At 74.7% G+C, this 26,195-nt stretch carries 22 protein-coding genes; 10 read left to right on the forward strand and 12 right to left on the reverse strand.

Features of this window, described 5'->3' with window-relative positions; all coding sequences use genetic code 11:
- Position 1: 1 nt before the first annotated feature.
- Positions 2–1,546 (reverse strand): ATP-binding protein, encoded by a 1,545-nt coding sequence (locus ABTY59_RS33325; protein WP_352022848.1) that lies wholly within the window; start codon positions 1,544–1,546, stop codon positions 2–4.
- A gap of 396 nt (positions 1,547–1,942) precedes the next feature.
- Positions 1,943–2,509: a sortase gene (locus ABTY59_RS33330; RefSeq protein WP_352022849.1), complete on the reverse strand. Its 567-nt coding sequence runs from the start codon at positions 2,507–2,509 to the stop codon at positions 1,943–1,945.
- Between the two features lie 323 nt (positions 2,510–2,832).
- On the opposite strand from ABTY59_RS33330, the gene ABTY59_RS33335 reads away from it, so the two are divergent.
- Both ABTY59_RS33335 and ABTY59_RS33340 read left to right on the forward strand, forming a co-directional pair.
- Positions 2,833–3,897 (forward strand): right-handed parallel beta-helix repeat-containing protein, encoded by a 1,065-nt coding sequence (locus ABTY59_RS33335; protein WP_352022850.1) that lies wholly within the window; start codon positions 2,833–2,835, stop codon positions 3,895–3,897.
- A 52-nt stretch (positions 3,898–3,949) separates the two neighbouring features.
- Positions 3,950–4,984, forward strand: coding sequence for a methyltransferase (locus ABTY59_RS33340; RefSeq protein WP_352022851.1), 1,035 nt, complete (start codon positions 3,950–3,952; stop codon positions 4,982–4,984).
- Positions 4,985–5,065: 81 nt separating this feature from the next.
- Here ABTY59_RS33340 and ABTY59_RS33345 read toward each other — a convergent pair whose 3' ends face one another.
- The 7 genes from ABTY59_RS33345 to ABTY59_RS33375 form a co-directional block, all read right to left on the reverse strand.
- A complete protein-coding gene (locus ABTY59_RS33345; RefSeq protein WP_352022852.1) occupies positions 5,066–5,398 on the reverse strand; it encodes a TcmI family type II polyketide cyclase in 333 nt (110 codons plus the stop codon).
- A gap of 33 nt (positions 5,399–5,431) precedes the next feature.
- On the reverse strand, positions 5,432–5,911 hold the full coding sequence (locus ABTY59_RS33350) for an SRPBCC family protein (RefSeq protein ID WP_352022853.1): 480 nt from the start codon (positions 5,909–5,911) through the stop codon (positions 5,432–5,434).
- A 1-nt stretch (position 5,912) separates the two neighbouring features.
- On the reverse strand, positions 5,913–6,170 hold the full coding sequence (locus tag ABTY59_RS33355; protein WP_352022854.1) for an acyl carrier protein: 258 nt from the start codon (positions 6,168–6,170) through the stop codon (positions 5,913–5,915).
- 26 nt (positions 6,171–6,196) lie between these two features.
- Positions 6,197–7,447, reverse strand: coding sequence for a ketosynthase chain-length factor (locus ABTY59_RS33360; RefSeq protein ID WP_352022855.1), 1,251 nt, complete (start codon positions 7,445–7,447; stop codon positions 6,197–6,199).
- A complete protein-coding gene (locus ABTY59_RS33365; protein WP_352022856.1) occupies positions 7,444–8,712 on the reverse strand; it encodes a beta-ketoacyl-[acyl-carrier-protein] synthase family protein in 1,269 nt (422 codons plus the stop codon). The genes ABTY59_RS33360 and ABTY59_RS33365 overlap by 4 nt, the downstream gene beginning before the upstream one ends.
- Positions 8,709–9,113, reverse strand: coding sequence for a cupin domain-containing protein (locus tag ABTY59_RS33370; RefSeq protein ID WP_352022857.1), 405 nt, complete (start codon positions 9,111–9,113; stop codon positions 8,709–8,711). The genes ABTY59_RS33365 and ABTY59_RS33370 overlap by 4 nt, the downstream gene beginning before the upstream one ends.
- A gap of 108 nt (positions 9,114–9,221) precedes the next feature.
- On the reverse strand, positions 9,222–10,340 hold the full coding sequence (locus tag ABTY59_RS33375) for a SchA/CurD-like domain-containing protein (RefSeq protein WP_352022858.1): 1,119 nt from the start codon (positions 10,338–10,340) through the stop codon (positions 9,222–9,224).
- A gap of 246 nt (positions 10,341–10,586) precedes the next feature.
- Here ABTY59_RS33375 and ABTY59_RS33380 point away from each other — a divergent pair, with 246 nt between their 5' ends.
- Together ABTY59_RS33380 and ABTY59_RS33385 are read left to right on the forward strand one after the other, a co-directional pair.
- Positions 10,587–12,254 carry an FAD-dependent oxidoreductase gene (locus ABTY59_RS33380; RefSeq protein WP_352022859.1) on the forward strand — a complete coding sequence of 556 codons (1,668 nt, stop codon included), beginning with the start codon at positions 10,587–10,589 and terminating at the stop codon, positions 12,252–12,254.
- Positions 12,255–12,346: 92 nt separating this feature from the next.
- Positions 12,347–13,045 (forward strand): adenosylcobinamide amidohydrolase, encoded by a 699-nt coding sequence (locus tag ABTY59_RS33385; protein ID WP_502995455.1) that lies wholly within the window; start codon positions 12,347–12,349, stop codon positions 13,043–13,045.
- Between the two features lie 165 nt (positions 13,046–13,210).
- Here ABTY59_RS33385 and ABTY59_RS33390 read toward each other — a convergent pair whose 3' ends face one another.
- Complete coding sequence (locus ABTY59_RS33390; protein ID WP_352022860.1) at positions 13,211–13,858, reverse strand: alpha/beta fold hydrolase; 648 nt, start codon at positions 13,856–13,858, stop codon at positions 13,211–13,213.
- Between the two features lie 446 nt (positions 13,859–14,304).
- On the opposite strand from ABTY59_RS33390, the gene ABTY59_RS33395 reads away from it, so the two are divergent.
- Positions 14,305–16,515 carry an alpha-N-acetylglucosaminidase gene (locus ABTY59_RS33395; RefSeq protein WP_352022861.1) on the forward strand — a complete coding sequence of 737 codons (2,211 nt, stop codon included), beginning with the start codon at positions 14,305–14,307 and terminating at the stop codon, positions 16,513–16,515.
- A gap of 63 nt (positions 16,516–16,578) precedes the next feature.
- Here the strand turns inward: ABTY59_RS33395 and ABTY59_RS33400 are convergent, their stop codons facing one another.
- Positions 16,579–18,096 (reverse strand): TerD family protein, encoded by a 1,518-nt coding sequence (locus tag ABTY59_RS33400; RefSeq protein WP_352022880.1) that lies wholly within the window; start codon positions 18,094–18,096, stop codon positions 16,579–16,581.
- 157 nt (positions 18,097–18,253) lie between these two features.
- Here ABTY59_RS33400 and ABTY59_RS33405 point away from each other — a divergent pair, with 157 nt between their 5' ends.
- The 4 genes from ABTY59_RS33405 to ABTY59_RS33420 all read left to right on the forward strand — a co-directional run bounded on the left by ABTY59_RS33405 (position 18,254) and on the right by ABTY59_RS33420 (position 23,686).
- On the forward strand, positions 18,254–20,335 hold the full coding sequence (locus tag ABTY59_RS33405) for a DUF4139 domain-containing protein (protein WP_352022862.1): 2,082 nt from the start codon (positions 18,254–18,256) through the stop codon (positions 20,333–20,335).
- Between the two features lie 8 nt (positions 20,336–20,343).
- A complete protein-coding gene (locus ABTY59_RS33410; RefSeq protein WP_352022863.1) occupies positions 20,344–21,906 on the forward strand; it encodes a mucoidy inhibitor MuiA family protein in 1,563 nt (520 codons plus the stop codon).
- A 171-nt stretch (positions 21,907–22,077) separates the two neighbouring features.
- Positions 22,078–23,271 carry a nitric oxide synthase oxygenase gene (locus tag ABTY59_RS33415; RefSeq protein ID WP_502995456.1) on the forward strand — a complete coding sequence of 398 codons (1,194 nt, stop codon included), beginning with the start codon at positions 22,078–22,080 and terminating at the stop codon, positions 23,269–23,271.
- A 118-nt stretch (positions 23,272–23,389) separates the two neighbouring features.
- Positions 23,390–23,686: a DUF3303 family protein gene (locus ABTY59_RS33420; protein ID WP_352022864.1), complete on the forward strand. Its 297-nt coding sequence runs from the start codon at positions 23,390–23,392 to the stop codon at positions 23,684–23,686.
- A 3-nt stretch (positions 23,687–23,689) separates the two neighbouring features.
- On the opposite strand, the gene ABTY59_RS33425 is transcribed toward ABTY59_RS33420, so the two are convergent.
- On the reverse strand, positions 23,690–24,037 hold the full coding sequence (locus ABTY59_RS33425; RefSeq protein ID WP_352022865.1) for a DUF190 domain-containing protein: 348 nt from the start codon (positions 24,035–24,037) through the stop codon (positions 23,690–23,692).
- A gap of 187 nt (positions 24,038–24,224) precedes the next feature.
- Here ABTY59_RS33425 and ABTY59_RS33430 point away from each other — a divergent pair, with 187 nt between their 5' ends.
- Entirely contained in the window at positions 24,225–26,135 is a 1,911-nt protein-coding gene (locus tag ABTY59_RS33430; protein ID WP_352022866.1) for a serine/threonine-protein kinase, read from the forward strand.
- Positions 26,136–26,195 lie beyond the last annotated feature (60 nt).

Here is a 26,195-nt window from a genome sequence, read left to right on the forward strand (position 1 = left end):
GTTACTCGTCCTCATCTGACGGCTCGCTGGGGGAAGGGGAAGGCTCGGCGACCGTGCTCCTGTCGCCTCTCTTGTCGCCGTTGAACGCCTCCCACATCAGTCCCGGCTGGCGGTGGCCGCCGGAGGTGCCCCGGGAGGCCGCCGGATCGGCGGAGGGCGCGGGCCCCGCCTGGACGACGGGGGTCGGAACGGGCGACTCGCGGCGGCGCTGCGGAAGCGCGGGCGACGGGGTCTCCCGCCGCCGCTGCGGAAGACCGTTGGCGGTCCTCCTGACCTCGACGGTGTCCGGGACGGCGTCGCGCGCCGGGGCGGGACGGGGCACGACGGGGCCGCCGATGCGCCGGCGGAGGAGCTCCGGGTTCCGCAGCGCGGACTGGGGCACGGTGGTGATCAGCCGTCGGGGCACGAGCACCACGGCCCGTACGCCTCCGTACGCGGAGGTGCGCAGGTCGACCTCGCAGCCGTGCTCGCGGGCCAGCCGGCTGACCACTGGGAGGCCGAGCTGGGTGAGCTCGCCCAGACCCGACAGGTTGATCTGGTTCCGCGACTGCGCCATGACGCGTTCGACGCGCTGCCGGACCTCCTCGGTGAGGCCCACGCCGCGGTCCTCGATCTCGATCGCGATGCCGGAGGGCACCTCGCTCGCGGTCACCTCGACCGGGGTCTGCGGCGGGGAGAACGTCGTGGCGTTGTCGAGGAGTTCGGCGAGCAGGTGCATCAGCGGCTCGGCCCCGGGGCCGGTCACCGCGACCTCGGCCACCGACTGGAGCTTCACCCGGGGGTAGTCCACGATGCGGGACATGGCCCCGCGCAGCACGTCGTAGAGCGGGATCGCCTTGGACCACTGGCGCCCGGGGCGGGCGTCGCCGAGGACCGCGATGCTGGCCGCGAGACGGCCGATCAGCGCGTTGCGGTGGTCGACGTCCTGGAGGCCGCGGGAGACCACGAGGTCCGTGCCGTGCAGGATCTGCATGGCGTGGAGGTCCTTGGCGAGCTGGTGCACGATCGCCTGGACGCGGCGCGCGACGGCCACGAGGGCGCGCTGGGAGGCGTCCCGGGTGTTCTCCTCGGCCTCGACGGCTTCGAGGAACTTCCGCAGGGCGCCCTTGAGCGCCTCGGTGTAGTCCGGGTCGAGGTGCTTCCCGAAGGAGACGGCGTTCAGGATCTCCCCGGAGGGGTCGCCCTTCTGCAGCCTGGCGACGGCGGCGGGCAGGAGCTCCTCGGCGAGCCACACGACGGTGGCCCGCTGGTCCCCGAGGCGCCCGAGGAGGGCGGCCTCGCGCTGGGCGTGCTGCTCCGCGGCCTCCACGCGCGCCCGGGTGTGACGGTCCGCCACGGCCGCGCGTGTTCGGCGCGCGGCGGCGGCGGAGGTGACGACGGTCAGCAGCACCGCGGCCAGTCCGCACCAGGCGATCGGTGTCCGTATCTGCGCGGGCGCGACGAGCAGCGCTATCGCGGACGCCGCGGCGAGGACTCCGGGCGGGAGGAGCCACACCCGGTCGGCCGCGGCCGGACCGGATCTGGAGAGTGAACCTGAACGAACCATCAGGGGGTCCCTAAACCGTCTGAAACGAACGGACTGAGGCGATGCGACGCGCCCGAGGGGTCGCGTCGCGTCGCGCGGACGACCGCTTCCCTTCGCGGCCGCGCCCCGTGCGCGCGCTCCCGGCGTTCATGACTCGCTGTGAGCGCGCCGCAACACATCGGGGAGCATAGTCAGTTCGGGTTCGCCATGTGACCTTGCTGGAAGGACAGCCTCCAGCGGTCAATTCGGGCTCATAAAGCGACCGTTGACCGAACGGAAATGCAAGGAACCGATCGCGTTCTGGCGTACGGACGCATCAGTCCGCCCCCGACCCGCCGCGCGGAGCGACGGAGGACGGGGGCGGGGGCGGGGGCGGACCTGAGGACGGCTCGCGTCAGGCCGAGTGACGGGCTCGCGTCAGGCCGAGGTACGGCGGCCCCTCGCGCGGCGGCCGAGATGGACCGCGCCGCCGGCGAGCGCGCCCGCGAGCAGGGCGCCGCCCGCGGCGAGCGGAGTGCTCAGGGAGCCCCCCGGTTCCTCCGCGGCCGTCCCGGCCGGCCCCGCGGCACCGGCACGGGCGCCGGCCGCGCCGGCCGCGGCGGCCCAGCCGAAGCCGGCCTCGACACCGCCGTGCGGCCGCCCGGAGATGCGGTACGTCACGGTCTGCTTGATCCGAGGCGGGCACTTCAGGGTGATCGTGTCCGTGCCCGACGTGGCACCGTCCGGCACGACGAACTCGCCCACCAGTTCGCCCGCCCGGCCGCCCGGCAGGAGGTGGAACGGGCCGCCCGCCTCCGACTCGCCCTTGCCGTAGGTCTCCTTGCCGCAGGCGGTGGTGGTGACGGTGACGGTGGTACCCGGCGCGGCGTCCAGCGGACTGATCCGGACGTCGGGCTCCCCGGCCGCGGCGAGGGCCGTGGGGGCGGACAGGATGACGGCACCGACGATCAGCCCGACCTGCAGACCGGTACGTGCGCGACGCATGCTTCTCTCCTTCGGTGGAGCTTTCCGGCCGGCTCGTCCGCGCGGCACCCGTGCTGTGCTCCGTGCACGAGGCAATGGCCGGCGCGCGCTCCCCGCAACACGAGGAGCGCGTTCGGCCGTCCGCCGGGCGGGCGCACGCCCGCACCCGCCCCGAACCGTCACAGCAGGTCACCGTCGTGCGCGTACCGCCCCTCGGGTGATCCTGTCCGGCACGCGAACGGACCAGCGCCCGCCGGGACGCCCGGCAGGGCCCCTCGGTCGGCCCCGGCCCACCCGGGGGATCAGCGGTGGCGGGCCGGAACACCCGCTCATAACTTCGCGATATGACGAAACGACAGATCGCCCTCCTGGCGTGCACCGCGGCCCTCACGGCCTCGGGGCTCGGGGCCGCAGCGCCCTCGGCCGGCAAGGGGTCGGTGCACCGGGTCAAGCCGGGTGAGTCGATCCAGCAGGCCGTGGACGCGGCGCGCCCCGGCGACACGATCCTCCTCGCCCCGGGCACGTACCGCGAGAGCGTCCGCATCACCACCTCGAACCTCACACTCCGTGGCTCGACCGTCTTCCCCACCGTCCTCGTTCCGGCCGCCGCCCCCGGCGCCGACACGTGCGCCCAGGCGGGCAACGGCATCTGTGTCACCGGCACCGAGGCCCGCCCCGTCGCGCACGTGACCGTGCGCTCGCTGACCCTCAGGGGATACGCCAAGAACGGCCTGTGGGCCAAGTGGACGGACCGCCTGGAGGTCCAGCGGGTCACCGCCGAGTCCAACGGCACCTGGGGCATCGCCCAGGAGCGTTCGGTCCGCGGGGTGCTGCGCCACAACGTCGCCCGGAACAACGGGGACGCCGGACTGTTCCTGGCCAACACGGTCACCGAGGAGGGCGGGGCCACCGACACGCTCGGCACGGTCGTCAGCGGCAACCGCGTGTCCGGCAACCGGATCGGGATCACCGTGCGGCGCCTGCGGAACCTGAGCGTCGAACGCAACGAGGCGACGGGCAACTGCGCCGCCGTGTTCGTCGTGGGCGACGAGTCCACCCCGCGCGCCGGGGCGATGACCGTGCGCCGGAACCACCTCCACGCGAACAACAAGCTGTGCCCGAAGACCCCGCGGCTGCCCGCCCTGCAGGGCTCGGGCATCGTGCTCACCGGCGCCGAGGACACCCTCGTCGAGCGGAACCGGGTCGAGGACAACGTCGGCAGCTCGCCGCTGTCCGGCGGCATCGTGCTCTTCAAGAGCTTCGTCGGCGTCCCCAACGAGCGGATCGAGATCCGCGACAACGTGGCGCTGCGCAACGGCGCCGCCGACCTGGCCGACCGGGACACCGGAAAGACCAACACCTTCCGCGGCAACACCTGCGGCGTCTCCGAGCCCGCGGGCATGTGCTGACCCCTCCCACCCCCCACTCGTACGGCACGACAGCAAAGGCAAGGCGAAACAGATGACGACCGTCGAATCCGCTCCCCCGCCCCCGCCGCCGATGCGGCTGAGAGAACTCGTCTTCGGCGCGGCGTGCGCCGCCGCCGTCCGCGCGGCCGCCCGCCTGGGCGTGGCCGACGCGCTGGGCGACACGCCCATGACCGCGGAGGACCTCGCGGCCGCCGTGCAGACCGAACCGCGCACCCTGCGACGGCTGTTGCGCGCGCTGTCCTGCCAGGGCGTCTTCACGGAACAGCCCGACGGCACCTTCGCGCACACGGAGATGTCCCGGCTGCTGCGCGAGGACGACCCGCACAGCCTGCGCTACATCGCGCTGTGGTGCACCGAGCCCTGGACGTGGGACGTCTGGCCGAAGCTCGACGAGGCGGTGCGCTCCGGCCGCAACGTCTTCGAGGACGTGTACGAACGGGAGTTCTTCTCGTACCTCAACGAGGAGGCGCCCGAGTCCGCCTACGTGTTCAACCGGGCCATGACGACGTCGAGCAGGCAGTCCGCCGACGACGTCGCCGAGCTGCTCGATCTGCGCGGGGCGTCCTCCGTCGCGGACATCGGCGGCGGCCAGGGCCACGTCCTGGCGAGCCTCCTGGAGAAGCACCCCGCGCTCCACGGCACGCTGCTCGACCTGCCGGCTGTGGTGGGCAACGCCGATCCGCGACTGCGGGAGGGCGGTTCACTCGCCTCCCGGGTCCGGATCGAGCCCGGCGACTGCCGAGAGTCCATCCCGGTCCGCGCCGACGTCTACGTCATCAAGAACATCCTGGAGTGGGACGACGACAGCACCCGCAGGTGCCTGGCGAACGTCCGGAAGGCCGCGAAGCCCGGCGCCCGTGTCGTCGTCATCGAGAACCTCGTGGACGACACCCCGTCGATGCGGTTCACGACGGCCATGGACCTGCTGCTGCTGCTCAACGTCGGCGGTGCGAAGCACACCCGGCAGAGCATGGTGGAGCGGCTGACCGACGCCGGTCTCGTCATCGGCGAGATCCGGCCGGTCAACGCCTACCTGCACGCCTTCGAGTGCACCGTGCCCGGCTGATCCGCGCCCCCGGAAACCCGAGGCCGCCCGCTCCGCGTCGTACGCGGGGCGGGCGGCCTCGGGTTTCACCGGGTTCCGGGCTCAGGAGCCGGCGTCCCGCTCCCAGCGGTAGAAGCAGTGCGCCATGGCGTCCTTGGGGCTGCGCCAGGTCGCCGGGTCGTACGCGCTGACGTACGCCTCCAGACGCTTGCTGACGCCGCGGAACTCGGGGTGTCCGGCCAGCTTCGCGACGTTCGGCGCCGGGTCCTGCTCGGACTCGATGAGGTGCAGGTAGACGTCGCCGAACTGGAACAGGCTGCGCCGGGCGACCCCCACCAGGTGCGGCAGCTCGCCGCGGTCGGAGTCGGCGAACACGTCCGCGATCGCGGGCGCCGAGCCGGGCGCCATGCGGGCGACGATCAGTGCGTGGTGCATCGTTTTCCTTTCTGGGCGGGTTCCGGGGGCCCGTCAGGCGGGCCGGACCGGCGCGGTCCTACCCTCGCGGGCGGCCTCGACGAGCCGGTCCCGGATGAGGGCCATCTGGACGCGGGAGTTGCGGTTGATGTTGTCCGTCATCCACGCGTCGTCGACGGGGGCGTCGGGCTTCATCGCGAAGTCCTGGACCCAGCGCATCTGCACGCCGCCGGGCAGCTCCTCGTACTCCCAGGCGATGTTCATGTGCGCGAACGGCCCGGTCTCGACGCGGCGGGCCCGCACCTTGCGGTTCACCCGGTCCGTGGTGCGCTCCGAGACCCAGCTCCAGACCTTCCCGTTCTCGTCCGGGTGCATGGTCAGGCGGAACTTGGTGGTGTCGCCCTTGCGTTCGATGACCTCGACCGAGGCGTACTCGCTGAAGAGCTGCGGCCAGTTCTCGATGTCGTTGGTCATGTCCCAGACGAGGTCGAGGGGGGCGTCGATGGTGATGCTGTTGTCGGTGTGACCGGACACGTCAGACTCCTGCCAGGGTGTTGTTGACGAGGGCGATGAACTCCGCCGGCGTCTTGCAGCGCTCGGCGTCGGTGGGCAGTGACACGCCGTGCTGGTTCTCCAGCTCCCCGACGATCCCGAGCAGGCCCAGCGAGTCGACACCGAGGACGCCGAAGGGCGTCTCGGGGGCGTCCACGAGCCGAGCGGGGTCGACGGTGACACCGGCCGACTGCTTCATCAGCGTGGCCAGGTCGTCGAAGGTGAGCTGCGTGGTGATCATCTTCGTTTCTCCTTCCTCGCCCGGTCCTACCGGGCGAGTCCGCCGCCGCGGCGCACGACGAGCGCCGCGTTGGATCCCATGAGTCCCCGGCTGAGCACCAGGGCCGTGCGCAGCTCGGCGGGGCGAGCCGCGGACATGACCACGTCGAGATCGCAGTCGATGTCGAACACGTTGGGGGTGGGGGGCACCAGGCCGTGTTCCATCGCGAGCACGGCGGCCGCGGTGTCCAGTACGGGTGCCCCGCAGTAGGCCCGGCCGTAGCCGGTCTTGGGTGCCGTCACGGGGACGCGCGTGGCGTGCGCGCCCAGGGCGTCGGCGATGGCCAGGGCCTCGGCGCGGTCCGCCGCCGGGACGCCCAGGGCGTCGGGGAAGACGACGTCGATCTCCTCCGGGGCGCAGCCGGCCTCGTCGAGCGCGACCCGGATGGCGCGGGCGAGTCCCTCCCGGGACTCCGCCCAGCGGGAGGCGCCGGTGAAGGTCGCGCCGTGCCCGGCGACGGTGGCCCGGACGGTCGCGCCCCGGTCGAGGGCGCGGGCCTCGTCCTCGACGACGAGCATGGCGCCGCCCTCGGCCGGGACGAAGCCGCAGGCCTTCGCCGTGAAGGGACGGTAGGCGCGGTCGGGGTCGTCGACGGTGCTGAGCTCGGGGTAGCCGAGCTGGCAGACCATCGAGTACGGGGCGAGGGGAGCCTCGGCGGCCCCGACGACCACGGCGCCGGTGCCGCGCCGGACGGCGCGGGCGGCGTGCGCGAGGGAGTCCAGGCCGCCGGCCTCGTCGCTGGCGACCACTCCGCACGGGCCCTTGAAGCCGTGCCGGATGGAGATCTGGCCGGTGCTCGCGGCGTAGAACCAGGCGATGGACTGGTACGGGCCGACGAACTTGGAGCCCTGTCCCCACAGTTTCTGCAGCTCGCGCTGGCCGAACTCGCCGCCGCCCGATCCCGCGGCGGTGACGACGCCGATGGAGAAGGGCTCCTCGGGGTTCTCGTCGTGGCCGAGACCGGCCTCGTCGAGGGCGAGCGAGGCCGCCGCCATGGCGTAGTGGGTGAACCGGTCGGTCTGGACGAGGAAGCGCTCGTCGATGAGGTCCGAGGCGTCGAAGCCCTCGACCTGTCCCGCGACCTTGAGGGGCAGGTGGTCACAGCCCTCGCGGGTGATCCGGCCGAGGACGCCGAGTCCCTCGCGTACGGACTTCCAGTAGGCGTCGGAGCGCAGTCCGTTGGGGGCGATCACACCGATGCCGGTGACGACCGCGCGCGGTGGCCGCTGTGTGCTCATCGTGTCCTCCCGCCCGGCCCGGTCAGGAGCACGGCGGACTGGAAGCCGCCGAAGCCGCTGCCGACGGAGAGCACGTTCCTCAGCTTCCGGGGGCGGGCGGTGCGCGGCACGTAGTCCAGGTCGCACTCGGGGTCGGGGATCTCGTAGTTGGCGGTCGGGGGCACCACCTGGTGCTTCAGGGCGAGCACACAGGCGGCGACCTCTATCGCGCCGATCGCGCCGAGCGAGTGGCCCACCATGGATTTGATGGAGCTCATGGGCGTGTCGTACGCGTGGGCGCCCAGGGACCGCTTGACGGCGGCGGTCTCGTGCCGGTCGTTCTGGCGGGTGCCCGAGCCGTGCGCGTTGACGTAGTCGATCGACGTGGGGTCGAGCCGGGCCTGGTCGAGCGCGGTGTCGATGGCCCGCGCCATCTCCAGGCCCTCTCCGGTCAGCCCGGTCATGTGGTACGCGTTCCCGTAGGTCGCGTAGCCGGAGATCTCGCAGTAGATGTGCGCGTCGCGGGCCCTGGCGTGCTCGTACTCCTCCAGGACGAGGACCGCCGCGCCCTCTCCCATGACGAAGCCGTTGCGGCGGTTGTCGAAGGGCTTGGAGGCGTGCTCGGGGTCGTCGTTGTCCGGCGACGTGGCCTTGATGGCGTCGAAGCAGGCCATGGTGATCGGGGAGATCGGGGAGTCCGACGCCCCGGCTATGACGACGTCCGCCCGGCCCTCCTCGATGGTGTGGAAGGCGTAGCCGACGGCGTCGAGGCCGGAGGTGCAGCCGGTGGAGACGGTCTGCACCGGGCCGCGGGCCCCGAACCGCTCGGCGACCACGGCGGCGAGCGTGCTGGGCGAGAACGCCAGGTGCAGCTTCGGGTCGGCGGCCCGGTGGTCGACGTCCCACCGCTGTCCGCCCGCGCTGACCAGGACGTAGTCGTGCTCCAGGCGGGTGGTGCCGCCGACGGCGCTGCCGAGGCTGACGCCGACGCGCCAGGGGTCCTGGGCGGCGGTGTCGAGACCCGCGTCGCGTACGGCCTCGTCGGCGGCGACCGCGGCGAACTGCACGTAGCGGTCGGTGTGTTCGGCGAGGTCGGGTGGCAGCCCGTGGGCGTACGGGTCGAAGTCGCACTCGGCGGCGATCCGGGAGCGCAGTCCGACCGGGTCGAACAGGGTGATGCCGCGGGTCGCCGTGCGCCCCTGGGCCAGCAGGTCCCAGAAGGCCGTCGTTCCGGCCCCGCCGGGGGCTATGACGCCGATGCCGGTGACGGCCACGCGCCGGGTCACTCGAGCGCCCCCTCGACGGCCTCCTCGGTGTCGACGTGACCGAGGCTCGGGTGCGGGGCCAGCGGCCCCAGGTGGAAGACCATGCGGGCCTCCTCGTCGCCGACGTTGCGGAAGCGGTGCCGGACGCCGATGGGGATCAGGAGGCCCTGGTCGGCCACGAGCGGGTGCGTCTCACCGTCCAGATCCACCTCGAACCGGCCCGAGACGACGTACACGAACTCCTCGGAGTACGGGTGGTAGTGCTCGGCGATGCGCTCGCCCGGCTGGGCGATGGCCATCCCCATGAAGCCGCTGGTCGACTTCACCGTGGCGGGCGTGAGCATGGCCCGCACGTCGCCGCCGCGTCTGCGGTTGGGCTCCGTGTCGCTCAGGTTCACGATGAGCCGAGTCTGCTCGAGCATGGTTGATACCTCCGGATGTTGCGGTGAGAGGGGACGGACGGTGGGGCCGGTGGCCCGGTGCCGGCCGCTCGCGGCGGGCGGTCGGGCCGGCGGCCCCGGGCCGTCGTCTCAGGAGCCGGCCGCGCGGCGGTCGGTGACCGGCAGCATGTCGGCGTGCGACAGGAGCCGGTTCAGGTTGCGCTCGGTGTCCAGGGACCCCTCGACGCCGATCGCGGGACCGTCCAGGAGACGCTCCAGCACCTTCGCCTTCCTGGCGCCCTTGACTCCGAGCGCGGCGACGGGGTCGAGATCGAGGTCGCGCTCGACGTCCACGAGCCGCACCACGACGTCGTCGCGCTGGAAGACGGTGCTGCCGTACACCGGGCTGTCGGGGTCGGCGGCCGCCTCCGCGTCCTGCTGGGCGAGGAGCCGGGCCAGGTCGGTCCCGCGGCCCTCCTTGGCCGGGTAGTACAGCGCGTGGCGCCGCAGACCGGCCGGCTCGGGGCGGTCCGCGACCACGTGGTGCACGGCGGGCAGGGCCGCCCGGGTGAAGAAGACGCGGGCCGACTCGGGGTCGGAGAGGTCCCGGTCCTGCTCCAGATAGGGGTTGATGGCCTCCTCGACGGCCCGGACGCCGGGCTGCCGGGCGACGTGCCGCAGGGCGGAGAGGAGGTCGCCCTCCACCTCGACGGCCCGCACGACCCGGTTGCCGTGCATGAACAGCGAGGTGCGGCGCAGCCGGGTGTTCTCGTCGACCTGGGCCTCGGGGGACTCGTAGCCGGCCAGCAGCTCCGCGACCTTCGACTCGGAGCCCGGCTTGACGGTGAAGGTGAGCGCGTGCCGCGTCACCCCGTCGCCCACCCGGGCCACCCGCTCGTCCGCCGCGCCCTCGGGCGTGAGCGGCCGCTGCGTTCCGGTCTCCCGGAGGATGCTGTAGCGCATGGACCGGGTGTCCCGGACGCAGCTGTGCATCGGCTTGACCATCTCGACGTGTTCCTCGCTGTTGACCCAGGCGAGGAAGGGCGGGGCGCTCTCCCACTCGCTGGTGATGAGCCACTGCGAAGGGTTCTCGATGGACTGGCAGAGCTGGTCGCTGACGTGGCCGGGGACGCCGGCCACCTGCTTGCGCATGACCTCGTAGGCCTCGAGGAACTGCTGCTGGGCTCCGTCGTACAGGTCGAGCAGCAGGATCACCCGCAGCCTGGACCCGTCGAACACCGACTGCGATATGCGTGCCGTGGTGGTCATACGGCGCACCTCTTCTCGTCTGTGAGTCTGCTCGTCTGTGAGAGCGGGGAAGGACCGCCTGGCCGGGAGGCCGGGGTCGTCATGTACCGAACGTTGGCTCGGGCGCACGTTCTCCGCGAGCCCCACGGAGCGGATGAGTGAACCGCGCGTCATTCGGGTGCCCTCCGCGCACGGTCCGGGGCTCCGCAGGGCAGGCATCTGCATCCCATCCCCGACCCGCGTCACCGGTGACGCTGGAGGCCATCGATGAACCGAAGCGAAGCGACCGGTGAGAACGGACACCGCACCCCCGTCCTGATCGTGGGCGGCTCCCTGGTCGGTCTTTCCACCTCGCTCTTCCTGGGGCGCCTAGGCGTTCCGCACACCCTCGTCGAACGCCACGCGGGCACCTCGGTCCACCCGCGCGGACGCGGGAACAACGTGCGCACCATGGAGGTCTTCCGCGGCGCCGGTGTCCGCGGGCGCATCCACGAGGCCGCGAAGACCCTGTCGGCGAACAACGGGATCCTGCAGACGCCCACCCTGGTGGGCGACGCCGGCGAATGGCTGTTCCGGCACATCGACCCCGGTGGCGGTCTCGCCCGGTTCAGCCCCGCCGAATGGTGCCTGTGCAGCCAGAACGACCTCGAACCCGTGCTCCTGGAGAGCGCGCGGGAGCTGGGCGGGGACCTGCGGTACTCGACCGAGCTGATGTCGTTCGAGCAGGACGCCGAGGGGGTGACGGCGCGGGTCAAGAGCCGGGAGACCGGCGAGCACACCACCATCCGGGCGGACTACCTCGTCGCGGCGGACGGCCCGCGCAGCCCCGTCCGGGAGGAGCTCGGGATCGGGCAGACCGGCCCGGGCGACCTGTTCCACAACGTGAGCGTCACGTTCGAGTCCCGGGACCTCGCGGCCGTCGTCGGCGACCGACGCTTCATCGTCTGCTACCTCACGAGCCCGGACGGGGACGGGGCGCTGCTGCCGGTGGACAACGCCGAGCGCTGGGTCTTCCACGCCCCGTGGCACCCCGAACTCGGCGAGACGCTGGAGGAGTTCACCGACGAGCGGTGCAGGGAGCACATCCGGCGGGCCGTGGGCGTGCCGGACCTGCACGTGGAGATCACGGGCCGGGCGCCGTGGCACGCCGCCGAGCGGATCGCCGAACGGTACGCGGACGGGCGGGTGTTCCTCGCCGGCGACTCGGCGCACGAGATGCCGCCGACGGGGGCCTTCGGCTCCAACACCGGCATCCAGGACGCGCACAACATCGCCTGGAAGCTCGCCGCGGTCCTGGGCGGCTGGGCGGGACCGGATCTGCTCGCGTCCTACGACGCGGAGCGCCGGCCGGTCGCGGAGGCGACCAGCGCCCGCGCGTCCTCGCGTTCGGTGGAGCACAGCCACCCCGGGTACGCCCCCGGGCCCGGGGCGGGCGGCAAGCGCGGCGGGATCCTCAACGTGGCGCTGGGCTACCGCTATCCGCGCGGCGCGGTCCTCGGCGCCGACGTCTCGGTGCCGGTGGTGCCGGACGGACTGCGGCTCACCGGTGAGCCCGGCAGCCGCGCGCCGCACCTGTGGCTGGACCGCGCGGGCGAGCGGATCTCCACCCTCGACCTGTACGAGCGGACTCCGGTGCTGCTGAGCTCGGCGGGCGCCATCGGCGGCTGGCACACCGCGGCGGCCCGCGTGGCCGAGCGGCTCGCGGTGCCCGTCGCGTCGTACCGGTTCGGCGACGGGCCGGACGCGGAGCTCTCCGCGGCGGACGGCGAGGACTGGGCGGAGGCCCACGGCGTCACCGCGGACGGGGCCGTGCTGGTCCGCCCGGACGGGTTCGTCGCCTGGCGCTCCGAAGGGACCTCGGAGGACCCGGAGTCGGCCCTGCGGGCCGCTCTCACGGCGGTGCTCGGCCTGGACTCCCGGCCCGGCACGCGCTGAGCCCGACCCGGGCGGTCCGCTCCCCTGGTGGTGTCCTGCCTGACCGGCAGGACACCACCAGGGGGCGGACCGCCCGGGCGTTAGGGTGTGGGGTGCTTCCGCGAACCCTCCTCACCGGCCCGTCGCTCGCCGACGCGGCTCTCCTCGGCCATGTGGAACAGGGCCGGGAGTGGCCGCTGCTCGTGTGGGCCCCGGGCCCCGGCGTGCGCATGGTGTCGAGCGCCGTCCTCGGCGGCGGCATCGGGGAGCGGCGGTGGGTGGTGAACGCCCAGGTCCCGCCCGGCTACGCCCGGCTCGACCCCGTGGCCCACCTCCGCGAGCTGGCCTCCGGGGCGGGACTCGACGGCGCGGGCGTGGGGCTCATGACGGCCGCCTCGGTCGCGGACCGGCGGCACGCGGCGGACGGCGGCGCCGAGGCCCTGGTCACCGCCGGGATAGGGGTACGGGGCTGGGCCGCCGCGCCGGGAGCCGGCGGGGTCGCGGTCCCCCGGCCCGGAACGATCAACATCATCGTGTCCCTGCCGGTGCCGCTCACGGACGCCGCGCTCGTGAACGCGGTCGCCACCGCCACCGAGGCCAAGGTGCAGGCCCTGGTCGAGCTGGGCGCCGACGCCTCCGGCACGCCGACGGACGCGGTCTGCGTGGCCGCGCCCACGCCGGACGGCGGTGCCGGCGAGCCGTTCGCGGGGCCGCGGTCCCTGTGGGGCGCGCGGCTCGCGCGGGCCGTGCACGCGGCGACCCGCGCCGCCTGCGCGGAACACCTCGCGCCGCCCCCGGTGGCGCACCGCTGAGGCGAGCGGACCGCTGCCCGCCGTGCGCGGTGGTCCCCGCGCCCGCCGCGCACGGGCCGGGGCCGGCTGGCGGGCGCGGGGGCCACCGGGCCATGGACACCCACCGGCCCCGCACGGTCGGCTGTGCCCGGCAACCGCCGGGCCCCCTCACCGCCCTCGGGGCGCTCAGCCGTGGGAGAGCAGCGCCGCCGTGAGTTCGGCCGCGCGCCGGTGCCAGAGGTCCGCGCCCCGGAGCATCGCGTGGCCGCCGGTCGGCATCGGGATGCCGGCGGCGTCGGCGCCCGCCTCCCTGGCACGCCGGACGAACTCCCAGGACTGGCGGGCCGAGGTGACCCGGTCCGTCTCGTCGTGGAGGAGGTAGAGTCGCCGGCCCCCGAGGTGGTCCACGGGCTCGTCGGCGGGGCACCAGGGCGCGAGCGCCACGACCCCCCGCACGGCGGGGTCGCCCGCGGCGCGGAGGGCGGCGCGGCCGCCCATGGAGTGGCCGAGGAGCACCACGGGCACCGGCCCGGCCCGCTCCCGGAGCCGCGCCAGGGCGGCCTCGGCGTCCTGGGCGGCGTCGGCGCGCTCGCCGTTCCAGCCCCGGTGGCGGTAGCGCACCTCGGCGATCAGCACCCCACGGCCCCGGACGGCCCGGGTGACGGCACCGGCGAAGGGGCGCATCCGCAGCGCCGGGAGGTTGAGGGCGGGCGGCGGCTCGGGCCCCTCGGCGCGGCCGCCGTGGAGCAGCAGCACGGCGGCGGTGGGCACGGCGGGCGCGCTGCGGACGAGGAGCACGGCGGGATCGGCACGACGGGTACGGCACAGGGTCATCGCGCGGCCCTTCCGCTCGCGCGCCCGCGCGGGGCCGGGGGGACGCGACCGCCGGTGCGGGCCGGGTGACCGGGCCGCTGGGCCATGGGGCCTCCAGGAGGAGAGGGGACGGGACGACCGTGAGGCCGGAAAGTCTGCCAGGCCGCGCGCGCCGGAGGTACTCCGCCCACGGTTCGGTCCTCGCCGGGGCGCGCCGGCACGCCCTCCGCGCCATCGGCTCGACGGCGCGCACCCACACGGATGAGCACCGTCGGTTTCCCGGCTCGGCGTGCGTGGCTCGGGGCACGGCACACCGGAGAGTGAACGCCGGAGGACCGTCCTTCGCCTCACGCCCGAGCGGACCGGACCGCAGGAGAACGCCTCGGACCGGTTCCGTGCCCGCGCCCCCGGGCGGGAACCCGGCGCCGGTCCTCCGCCGTCGTCGTCCCCTTCGAGCTGGGAGCCTGATGGGCAGCCGCCTGATCCGTCGTTGCCGCACCACCCTCGCCGTCGCGCTGCTCGCCGTCGCGACCGCCGTCGGTCCCGGTCTGCCGGCCCCGCCCGGCAGCGCCGCCGCGCCCGCCTTCGACCCGGGGCCCGCGCGGGCGGCCCTGGAGCGGCTGCTGCCCGCCGGCGCCGCGCAGTTCACCCTGATCCCCGTCGAGGACACGGCCGGGGACCACTTCTCGGTCTCCGGCGGGGCGGGCGCCATCCAGGTGCGGGGCACCTCGCCGGCCACGCTGCTCACCGGCGTGGGCTGGTACCTGGAGCGGGTCGCCGGGGTCGACATCGGCTGGCCCGGCGACAGCGTCGGCCGGCTGCCGGCCACGCTCCCCGCGGTCTCCGGCACGATCACCCGGTCCGCGTCCGTGCCCCACCGCTACGCCCTGAACGACACCGACGAGGGGTACTCCGGCGCGTACCGCGACTTCGAGGCGTACCGGCGTGACATCGATCTGATGGCGCTGCACGGGGTGAACGAGGTCTTCGTGCCGACCGGGGCCGAGTACCCGTACTACCGGGCGCTCCAGGGGTTCGGCTACGACGCGGCGGAGCTGCGGGCCTGGATCCCCGGGCCCGCGCACCAGGCCTGGTGGCTGCTGCAGAACATGTCGGGCTTCGGCGGGCCGGTGTCCGAGCGGCTGATCGAGGACCGGGCGGCGCTGGGGAGCCGGGTCGCGGACCATCTGCGCGCCCTCGGGATGACGCCGGTGCTGCCGGGCTTCTTCGGTACGGTGCCACCGGGCTTCGCCGCCCGGAACCCGGGCGCGGTGACCGTGCCGCAGGGCAAGTGGGTCGGGTTCGCCCGGCCGGACTGGCTGGATCCGACCGGACCCGTCTTCGGTGAACTGGCCGCCGCCTACTACCGGGTGCAGCGCGACCGGTTCGGTGACAGCGACATGTTCAAGATGGACCTGCTGCACGAGGGCGGCACTCCCGGCCCGGTCGACGTGACGCGGGCGGCGCAGGCCGTGCAGGGGGCGCTCGACGCCGCGCACCCCGAGGCCACCTGGGTCATGCTCGGCTGGCAGAAGAACCCCTCCGCGGCGCTCCTGGCGGGCGTGGACCCGAACCGGGTGCTGATCGTCGACGGCCTCTCCGACCGCTACGAGGGTCTCGACCGCGAGACGCAGTGGGGCGGGGCGCCCTACGCCTTCGGCACGATCCCCAACTTCGGCGGTCACACCAGTCTGGGTGCCAACACCGGCGTGTGGACGGACCGCTTCCACACCTGGCTGACCCGCCCCGACAGCGCGCTGAACGGCATCGCCTACCTCCCGGAGGCCACCGGCGGCAACCCGGCGGCGTTCGACCTGTTCACCGAACTCGCCTGGGAGCCGGGCCCGGTCGACCAGCGGGCCTGGTTCGCCGCGTACGCGGCCCGTCGCTACGGCGGGGCCGACCCGCACGCCGCCGCCGCGTGGGAGGAGCTGCGCCTCGGCCCGTACAGCGGCGCGTCCGGCACCTGGAGCGAGCCGCAGGACAGTCTCTTCACCGCGCGGCCGAGCCTGACGGCGGCCACGGCGGCACGCTGGAGCCCGACGGCCATGCGGTACGACGCCGCGACGGTCGAGCGCGCCCTGTCCGAGCTGCTCCGGGTGGCTCCGGCGCTGCGGTCCTCCGACGCGTACCGCTACGACGTCGTGGACGTGGCGCGCCAGGCGCTCACCAACCGGGCCCGGGTCCTGCTGCCGCGGATCCGGGCGGCGTACGACGCGAAGGACCTGGAGGGGTTCCGGGAGCCGGTGCGGGAGTGGAACGCCCACGAGGAGCTGCTCGGGCGGCTCGTCGCCTCCGACCGCCGCTTCCTGCTCGGCCCCTGGCTCGCCGGCGCCCGCTCCTGGGGCGCCGACCCCGCCGAGCGCGACCGGCTGGAGTACGACGCCCGCTCGATCGTCACCACCTGGGCCGACCGGGGGCCGAGCGAGTCCGGTCTGCGCGACTACGCGAACCGCGAGTGGTCCGGTCTCGTCCAGGACGTGTACGCGCCGCGCTGGGCCGCCTACTTCGCGGGGCTCGACACCGCGCTCGTACGGGGCACGGCGCCGGCGGCCATCGACTGGTTCGCCCGGGACGACGCCTGGGCACGCGGCGCGGGGACCTACCCGGCGGCCCCGGAGGGCGACCCCGTCGCCCTGGCCCGGGAGGTCGCGGCGGCCCTGGCCGCGCGGCGGTGAGCGGAGCGGCGGCGCACTCCAGGGGTGCGCCGCCGCGTGGTGCCGGGGACGCCCGGCGCCGGGTCAGTCCCGGCCGCGCGAGAACCAGTTCCTCCGCGCGGAGGGTCCGCCCTGCTTGTCCGGCCAGGTCGGCTCGCCGGGGGCCGCGAACGGGACGGGGGCGGTCCCGCCCCGCGCGCCCGGGGGCAGGGGCCGTGTCGGCGCCTGCACCCGCTTCAGGCGGGCCCGCCACGGGCCGTCCGCCATCTCGAAGTGGACGATGAGCGGCCCCTCGGGCAGCGGTACGGTCTCGCGCCGCTTCCCGATCTCGTTGACCGCGTTCTCGTACCGCGGCAGGGTCGTGGGGTCGTCGTGGCCCGCGAGTTCGTAGACGTGGACGATGAGGTTGTCGTCGCCGCGGTAGTGGACGGCCAGGTCGGCCACGCCTCCCGTGTGCAGCAGGACGTCGGGGCCGCGGAACTCCGCCTCCTCCTCGGTCAGGCGGCGGGCCGAGGCCAGCGGCAGCACCCGGACCTGCCAGGGGCCCTCGGCCTGCAGCTTGAGGCGCAGGGTTCCGTGGGACGGCACGGTCGCGAGCAGACGGCCCCCGAAGTCCTCCTCCGTGCTGTTGACGAGGTTGTCCTCCTCCTTGTTGCGGCGGTTGAGCACCCAGAGCCCGGTGTACCCGTCGCCCCTGACGTCGAGCTGGACGACGACCGGCCCCGGCGGGAGCCCGCCGACGGTGATCACGTCGTTGTCGCGGCCCGTCTCCGTGTACGGCTCGAAGACGGGTCCGTACGTCCACCAGTCGGCGTTCCCGGCGGAGACCGGAGCAACGGGCGGGGGCGCGGCGGGAGGCCCGACGGGCGGGACCGCCGCCGGAGCGACCGCGGCGGGCGGGGGCGCGAACACGGGAACGGCTCCGGGCCCGGGTCCGGGCCCCGGCGGGGGCGCGAACCCCGGCGCCGGGACGGGCGCGTGGACCTGAGCGGGAGCAGGAACGGTTGCAGGCGGGGGCACGTAGGCGGTCCCGGGCCCCGGCGCGGGCGGGGGCGCGAAGGCAGGGGCCGGAGCGGCACCGGGCGGTGCGGCGTTCCCGCCCTCGTCGGCCACGTCCACGCCGTGGTCCGTGGCCAGACCGGCGAGACCGGTCACCCAGCCCTGGCCGACCGCGCGGAACTTCCATCCGCCGGCCCGCCGGTACAGCTCGGCCAGGACCATCGCCGTCTCCCCGGCGGCGTCCGTGACGTCGTACCGGGCCACCGAGGTGCCGTCGGGCGCGAAGGCCTCCACCGCGAGGCCGGAGGCGTCCCGCAGGGCACCGCGCTCGACGGAACCGACGACCAGCACGCGCGAGATCCGCTCCTCCACGGCGCCGAGCCCGACGTCGAGCCAGGCCGTGCCCGCCTCACCGGCAGGACCCGCCTCCGTGAGCCGGACGGCCCCTGACGGGTGCACCGGGGCGCCGTGGAAGACGACGTCCCCATCGCCCCGGACCGTGCCGGCCTCGCCGAGCAGCAGCGCCATGGCGTCCACGCCACCGCGCACGGCGATCCTCAACGGCACCGACGGAACGAACCCGTTGCCGCCCTTGGTCATCATCTCCCCCACGACCCACCGGCCTTTCCCTCTGCGTTCCCACCCGAGTCCCTCACACAGAGGATCTTGCAACCGTCGCGAGGTCCCGGACAAGGTCCCGGGCCCGCGGCGCCTCCGGCGTAGGCTGCCCCTCGACTGCTCAGGGGCAAGAGGGGGGCGCATGACGACGGGTGCGGCACGGAGGTGGGGGTCGACCCTCGACTCGGTGGTGGTGTACGCGCAGGGGGCGCTCTGCCGTCGCCTGGCACGGGGCACCGTGCCGCCGGACGGGCGGGTGCGGGTCACGGGGCTCCCCCGTGCGCTGGACCCGGGGTCGCTGCGGGCCAGGGTCCTGGGCTCCTCCGGGGCGCGGGTCACCGGGGCACGCGTGGAGGTCGAGGCGCGGCCCCGGGACGCCGGTGCCCCGGACGGGCTGCGGGACGAGGTCGAGCGGCTGGACGAGGCGTACGAGGCGGCGTGTGCGCGGCGTGACCGGCAGCGGGCGCTGATCGCCGAGGTCGGCGGACTGCGCCCCGTCCCGCCGCCCAGGAAGCGTGAGGACCCGCACCGCCGTGCCCCGGTCGACGCCTGGCTGGAGCTGGCCGACTTCGTCGGGGAACGGTTGACGGCGCACCACGCACGTCTGGCCGAGCTCGACGAGGCGGTGCTGGTCGCCGAGCACGAGCGCGAGGTCGCCCACGACCGGCTCCACCGCTCGTCCACCGACGCGCCGTCCGCTCCCGTGGAGACCGCCTTCTGTGCCGTACTGACCCTCACCGGCGCCGCCGCGGACGAGGCGGAGGGGGAAGTGGAGGTGGAGCTGGAGTACGGCGTGCCGGGTGCCGTCTGGGTCCCGACGTACCGCCTCGCCCACCGTCGGGGCGACGGTGGCGGACGGCTCGTGCTGCGGGCCTCGGTCGCCCAGCGCACCGGCGAGGACTGGACCGGGGTGCGCCTCGCCCTGGCCACCGCCGATCTGCGGCGGCGCACCGACCTCCCGGCGCTCCGCTCGATGCGCATCGGCCGCCGCCAGTCCGAGCCCGCTCCCTCCGGCTGGCGCGAACCCCCGGCGGGGCTCGCCGATCTGTTCACCGGGTACGAGGCGGCCGGCCCGGCCCCCACGCCCTTCGCCGCCGGTGCGGTCGCCGGCGGGGTGCCCGTTCCGGTGGCGGTGCCCGCCCCCGTACCGGCACCGCCTCCCCCGCCGCCGGCCGGCCCCGCGGAGCCCGGCGGCGCGTACGGCTCCGCCCCGGGGGCCCTCGGGGGTGGGGGGCCGGACGTCGCGCGGGCCGCGGCCCCACGCCCGGGCGGGCGGCCGCGTGGCGGTGGCGCGGGCTTCGGAGGGCGCCCGCCCCAAGCGCCCCCGGCCCAGGCGCCCATGGCGCCCGGTGCGGTCGCTCCCGCGCCGCCCCCGCCGCCGGTGGGTCCGCCGCAGCCGAGCGGCGCCGAACTCGACTACGCCGGCCTGGTGCTGGCCGGTCCCGAAGGGTCCGCCGCCCGCCGCGGCCGGCTGTTCCCCGGCTCGTCCGCGGACGTGGTGGCCGACGAGCACCGGCGCCGCGCCGAGGCGGTGGCGGGGCTGCCGCTGCCCCGGCACGCGGTGCGCCCGCGCACGTCGGCGGGTTCGTTCGACCACCGATTCGACGCCGCCGCCCGTGCCGACGTGCCCTCGGACGGCACCTGGCACACCGTCACCGTCGGGGAGATCCCGGTCGTCCTGCACACGGAGCACCTCTGCGTGCCGTCCGTGGAGCAGACCGTGTACGCGACCCTCGCGGTCTCCAACACCACCCGGCAGGCGCTGCTCGCGGGCCCGGTGGAGGTCACCGTCGACGACGACTTCCTGCTGACGGCCGCCCTGCCGACGCTCGCGCCCGGCGGGGTCCGCCGGCTGGGGCTGGGGCCCGCGGAGGGCGTCCGCGTCACCCGCCGCACGCATCTCGTGGAGTCCACCGCGGGTCTGCGCAACAACGTCACCGTGCTCGACCACCGCGTCCACGTGGAGCTGGCCAACCGGCTCGCGGGGCCCGTCACGGTCGAGGTCCACGAGCGGGTGCCGGTCTCCTCCGAACCGGACGTCCGGATCGAGGAGCGCGCCGACTGGACGGAGCCCGAGGACGGCGCCGCACCCGAGCCGCACGCTCCGGGCACCCGCGTCTGGCGGGTGGAGCTGCCCGCCGGCGGCACCGCCGCGCTGGACGGCGGCTACGAGATCCGCATCCCGGCCGGCAAGGCCCTGGTCGACGGCAACCGCAGGAGCTGACACCCCTCATGACCACGAAGACCCCGCCGATCGCCCTCCCCGTCTCCGCCGTCACCTGTCTGGAGGACCGCGCCCACGTCGAGCGCACCGCCGTGCTCGACCTGGAGGCCGGCGTGCGGCGGCTGCGCCTCGGGCCGGTCAGCGCGCTCGCCGTCGACCGCACCCTGCACGCCGAGCTGACCGCCGAGCACCCCGCGACCGTGCTCGACGCGCGGATCGTCCGCGCGTGGACGCCGCGCGGTCCGGCGGCACCGACCGAGGACGACTCGGCCCTCCGCCGGCGTGAGCACGCCCTGGAGGAGGAACGCCTCGCGGCGGAGCAGCGGCGCGACCGGCTGCGGGCCCGTCTCGACCTGCTCGGCGGGCTCGCCGCCGACCTGCTGCGGGAGATCGGCGAGGGGGTGGGCTTCGGGGAGTCCGAAGTGCCCCGCTGGGGCCGGGAACTGGACCGCGTGGACGCCGAGCGCGACGCGTGCGGCGAGGAACTCCGCACGGTGGACGCCCGGTTGCAGGCACTCACCGCCGAACTGAACGCGACCCGGCGGGCCGTGGAACTCGCCGAGGAGGAGCCGCCGGAGCTGCTCGCCCACGTCGAGCTGACCGTGGACGCGTCGGCCGCCGGGCCCGCCCGGCTGACGCTGAGCCACCTCACCCCGTGCGCGCTGTGGCGGCCCGCCTACCGGGCCGTGCTGGACGGGGACGCCCTGACCCTGGAGACCGACGCCGTGGTCTGGCAGCGCACCGGCGAGGACTGGTCGGACGTACGGCTGACGCTGTCGACGGCCCGCTCCTCGCTCGCGTCCGATCCGCCGCGGCTCACGGAGGACCGGCTGACGCTGAAGGAGCGCACCGCGGCGGAACGGCGCACGATCGACGTCGAGCTGCGCGAGGAGGAGATCGCGACGCTCGGACCGGCCCCCGTGCTCGGTCTGCCCGGCGTGGACGACGGCGGCGAGGCGCGGGTCCTGCACGCTCCCGCGCCGGTCTCGGTGCGCGGGGACGGCCGGGCCCACCGGGTGCCGCTGTCCGCGTTCACGACGGTCACGAGCAGCGAGTACGCCTGCTCACCCGAACTGTCCCCGCTGGTCACCCAGGTGACCAGGGGCGAGAACCTGTCCGGTCACGCGCTGCTCGCCGGGCCCGTGGACCTGGTCCGGGGCGGCGGGTTCACCGGGCGCGGCACGCTGGACTTCACGGCCCCCGGAGCCGCGTTCGAGCTGGCGTTCGGCAGCCGTGACGACCACCGGGTGGTCCGGCACACCGAGGAGTCCCGCGACACCGTCGGCCTCACGCAGCGGACGGTGGTGACCCGGACGGTCCGGCTGCACCTGTCCCGGTTCTCACCGGCCGGGGAACAGGGCGACCGGGTGATCGTGCTGCGGGAGCGGATCCCCGTGTCCGAGGTGTCGGCGGTGGAGGTGCGGCTGCGCAAGGAGGCCTGCTCCCCCGCGCCCGACGCGGTCGACGCGGAGGGCATCGTCCGCTGGGACGTCTCCCTGCCGCCCGGCGGACGGCGGACGGTCACCCTGGTGTACGAACTGTCGGCGACGGCCAAGGTCGCGGGGCTCTGAGGTCGCGGGGCGCCGAGGTCCTGGGCCGCTGAGGTCGCGGGCCGCTGAGGTCCCGGGTGCCCCGGCGCCGGGGCACCTTAGCAGCGCGGCGCCCTCCCCATCCGGAACTCCCGCTACTCTCCACAGTCGCCTGGACGCGTGCGGTAGTCATGGGGGCGGGAGGGAAACACCTTGGTCTTCAGTCTGGGTCGCCGCCGCAAGGCCGCCGCTGTCAGCGCCTGTCCGTTCACGTCCGCACCCCCGCCCGAGGGGTGGGGCGCCCGACCGCCCGTCCGCGTGCCCCAGGTGACGGACCGCCGGGAGGCGGAGGGCTTCGTCCGCCAGTTCCACCACGAGCAGCCCGGCGCCGGGGACGTGGAGCGCCGGGTCCGGGAGGTGCTGGCCGAGATCGGCCGGACGGGCACGTACGCTCACACCCCGGCCGAGCTCTCCTTCGGCGCCCAGGTCGCCTGGCGCAACGCCGCCCGCTGCATCGGCCGGCTCTACTGGCGCAGCCTCGTGGTGCGCGACCTCCGGCACGTCGCCTCGGCGGACGGCATCGCCGAGCAGTGCTTCGAGCATCTGCGGCTCGCGGGGAACGGGGGCCGGATCCGTCCGGTGATCTCGGTGTTCGCACCGGACCGGCCGGACCGGCCCGCGCCGCGGATCGTGAACGACCAGCTCGTCCGCTACGCGGGGCACCGCACCCCGGAGGGCCGCTGGTCCGGCGACCCGCGCGGCGCGGCGTCGACCGCCCGTGCCCGCGCCCTGGGCTGGAAGCGGGACGACGAGCCCTTCCAGGTCCTCCCGTTGATGGTCGAGGAGCGTCCGGGCGCCCGGCCGGAGTGGTACGAGGTGCCGGACGGGTGCGTGAGCGAGGTGCCGCTCCGGCATCCCGACCACGGGTGGTTCGCCGAGCTGGGGCTGCGCTGGTACGCGGTGCCGGCGATCAGCGACATGACGCTGGAGATCGGCGGGGTGCGCTATCCGGCGGCGCCGTTCAACGGCTGGTACATGGGGACGGAGATAGGTGCCCGCAACCTCGCGGACGCCGAGCGCTACGACCTGCTGCCGGTGGTCGCCGACCGTCTGGGGCTCGACCGCTCGTCGGAGCGCACGCTGTGGCGGGACCGGGCGCTCGTCGAGCTGAACGTGGCGGTGCTGCACTCCTTCCAGGAGGCGGGGGTGACGATGGCGGACCATCACACGGAGTCCGAGCGGTTCCTGCGGCACATCGCGCGGGAGAGCCGGCACGGCAGGCCCACGCCGGCCGACTGGAGCTGGATCGTGCCGCCCGTGTCCGGGTCGGCGACGCCGGTCTTCCACCGGTACTACGACCCGGTGGACACGACCCTGCGGCCCGCGTTCCTCGCCCGGGAGACCTGAGGGCGGGCGGCGGGGCGTCGAGTGGTCCGTCCGCAGACGGGGGAGGACGCTTGAAGTGAGCGCGTCCGGGTCCCGGGCGCCCGAACGGAGCGCCCGCCCGGCCGGGAAAGGCCGCGTCATGCGCATGCTGCTGAAGATCCAGATGGACACCCAGGCCTCCAACGAGGCCATCAAGCAGGGCAGGCTGCTGGAGCTCATGGAGAAGGCGCTCCAGGAACTCCGCCCGGAGGCCGCGTACTTCACCGTGGACAACGGCTGTCGGACCGCGTTCGTCTTCTTCGAGATGTCCGACCCCGCGCTGATGCCGAAGATCTCGGAGCCGTTCTTCATGGAGATCGGCGCCAAGATCCACTACACGCCCGTCATGAACCCGGAGGACCTCCGCAAGGGCCTCGCGGCGATCATGCCCTCCTGAGCCTCACGCGGCCCTCCGACGGCCGACGTGGCGGACGACCTCGCAGGCGTCGAGGATCACCAGGCCCTCCTCGACCAGTTCGTCGAGGAGGGGCAGGAAGGCGCGGACCTTCTCCTCCGTGTCGACGATCACCACGGCCACCGGCAGGTCCTCGTCGAGGGACAGCAGGCGCTGGGTGTGGATCAGCGAGGAGGCGCCGAAGCCCTCGATGCCGCGGAACACGCTCGCACCCGCCAGACCGGCCCCGCGGGCCCGGCCGACGATCTCGGTGTACAGCGGTCGGTGGTGCCACAGGTCGGACTCCCCCACGAGGACCGTCACCCGCAGCGCCCTGCCCGTCAGCCTCGTCATTGCCGCCTCCCTGCCGCTCGCGGCCCCTCGCACGGCGGCGAGACGGGCCCGCACTTCGAGTCTACGGTCGTGCCTCCGGGACCTGCGCCGGGTGTTCGAGCAGCACCGGTCGGGGGCGGTGCCCCTCCGGAGGGATCGGTAGGGTGCCGTCCGGCAATCAGTGTTCTGCGTGGGGAGACATGTGCTCATGGGCGGTCAGCAAGCGGACCGGGACGAGTCCGGAGTGTTCCAGCCTCTGGCGGCGGACGACCCGACGACGGTCGCCGGATATCGGCTCGCGGCCCGGCTCGGTGCCGGCGGCATGGGCAAGGTGTATCTGTCGTACACGCCCGGCGGCCGGGCGGTGGCGATCAAGCTGATCCGGCCCGAGTTCGGCGAGGACGCGGAGTTCCGCCGCCGTTTCGCCCAGGAGGTGCGCTCGGCGCAGCGTGTCCAGGGGCTGTTCACCGCGCCCGTCATCGACGCGGACCCCGACGGGGCGCAGCCGTGGCTGGCCACGGCGTACGTACCGGGTCCCTCGCTCGCCGACGCGGTCGTGGCGCACGGCGCGCTGCCGGTGGAGACGGTGCTGCTGCTCGTCGCGGGCATGGCCGAGGCCCTGCACGTCATCCACGGCGCGGGCATCGTGCACCGCGATCTGAAGCCGTCCAACGTGCTGCTCGCCGCCGACGGCCCCCGTGTCATCGACTTCGGCATCGCGCACGCCGCGGACGCGACGTCGCTGACGGGCAGTGGGGTCACCATCGGTACGCCGTCGTTCATGGCGCCGGAGCAGGCGGCGGGGCGTCAGGTGACCGCGGCCACGGACGTGTTCGCGCTCGGTCAGGTCGCGGCGTACGCGTCGACGGGCGTCCCGGCCTTCGGCGAGGGCACGGGACACGGGGTGCTGTACCGGATCGTGCACGAGGAGCCGGATCTGAGCGCCGTGCCGGAGCGGCTGACCGAGCTGGTCACGCGCTGCCTGGCGAAGGACCCCGAGGCCCGGCCGTCGCTCTCCGAGATCATCGGTCTGTGCCAGGCGGCGAACGCGGCGACGGTGCTGCGCCGGCCCGAGGATTGGCTGCCGGTTGCGGTCTCCGCCGAGATCACCGCCCGGGCGGCGGCTCCCGCGCCGCCGCAGACGCCCCCGCCGCCGCCGACCGCGCCGTCGGTGGCGCCGGCCGGGTACGCCCCGACGGCTCCGGCCGCGCCGTCGACCCCACCGCCGGGGTACGGCCCGCCGCCGGGCACGGTCGCTCCGTCGGCCCCGGGCGCCGCGTCGGTCCCGACCGCTCCCCCGGCCCCGGCCGGAGCGCCGTCCGCCTTCCCGTACGCCCCGACGCAGGGCCCCGGGTCCTCGGCGTACGCGCCCACGCAGGGCCCGGCCTCCTCGGCGTACGCGCCCACCCAGGGCCCCGGCGGTCCCGCGTACCCGCCGCAGCAGTGGTCCGGCCGACCGGCACCGACGCCGTACCAGCCGCAGCCGCCCCGGCCGGCGAAGAAGGGCGGCGGGCGCGGTCTCGTCGTCGCCGTGGCCGCGGTCCTCGCCTTCGCCCTCGCGGGCGGCGTGACGGCCTACGTGGTGCTGAAGGACAAGGACGGGCAGTCGTCCTCGCGGGCCGACGGGAGGCCGAGCGGCAAGGGCTCGGCGAGCACACAGGGCGGCGGGAGCACGGGCGGCGGCTCCACCCCGAAGACCTCCCAGGCCCCGGCCCCGCAGGCGGCGACGTTCCGGGACATCAACCTCACGGCGGGCTACCACCTGACGCTGGGGGACGACGAGGTACGCCCCCAGGACGGCGAGGACGGCAACTACGAGCTGTCCTACGACACCGGCGGCTACCTCGACGCGGAGAGCTCCGGCGGCAACCTGGTGCTGCTCGACCCCGGGCAGGAGGGCACCCTCGAAGCCTGCCGCGCGGAGACCCGGTTCACCCAGAACATCTACGTGAACAAGCTGTCGAAGGGCCGTCAGGTCTGTGTCACGACGGGCACGGGCCACCTCGGCCTGGTCACCGTCAAGGGTTTCTCGCCCGAGGACTCCCCGAGCACCTACCTCACCCTGGATCTGACGGTCTGGCGGAACGCGGCGCCGTCCACCTCCACGTCCACCGGCTGATCAATTCGGCAACATATTCCGTGATCTGAATACCGATCCGATCAAGGGTGGTTCCGAACC

Origin of the sequence: Streptomyces sp. NPDC096079 (assembly GCF_040303145.1) — a bacterium.
Classification (GTDB): Bacteria; Actinomycetota; Actinomycetes; order Streptomycetales; family Streptomycetaceae; genus Streptomyces.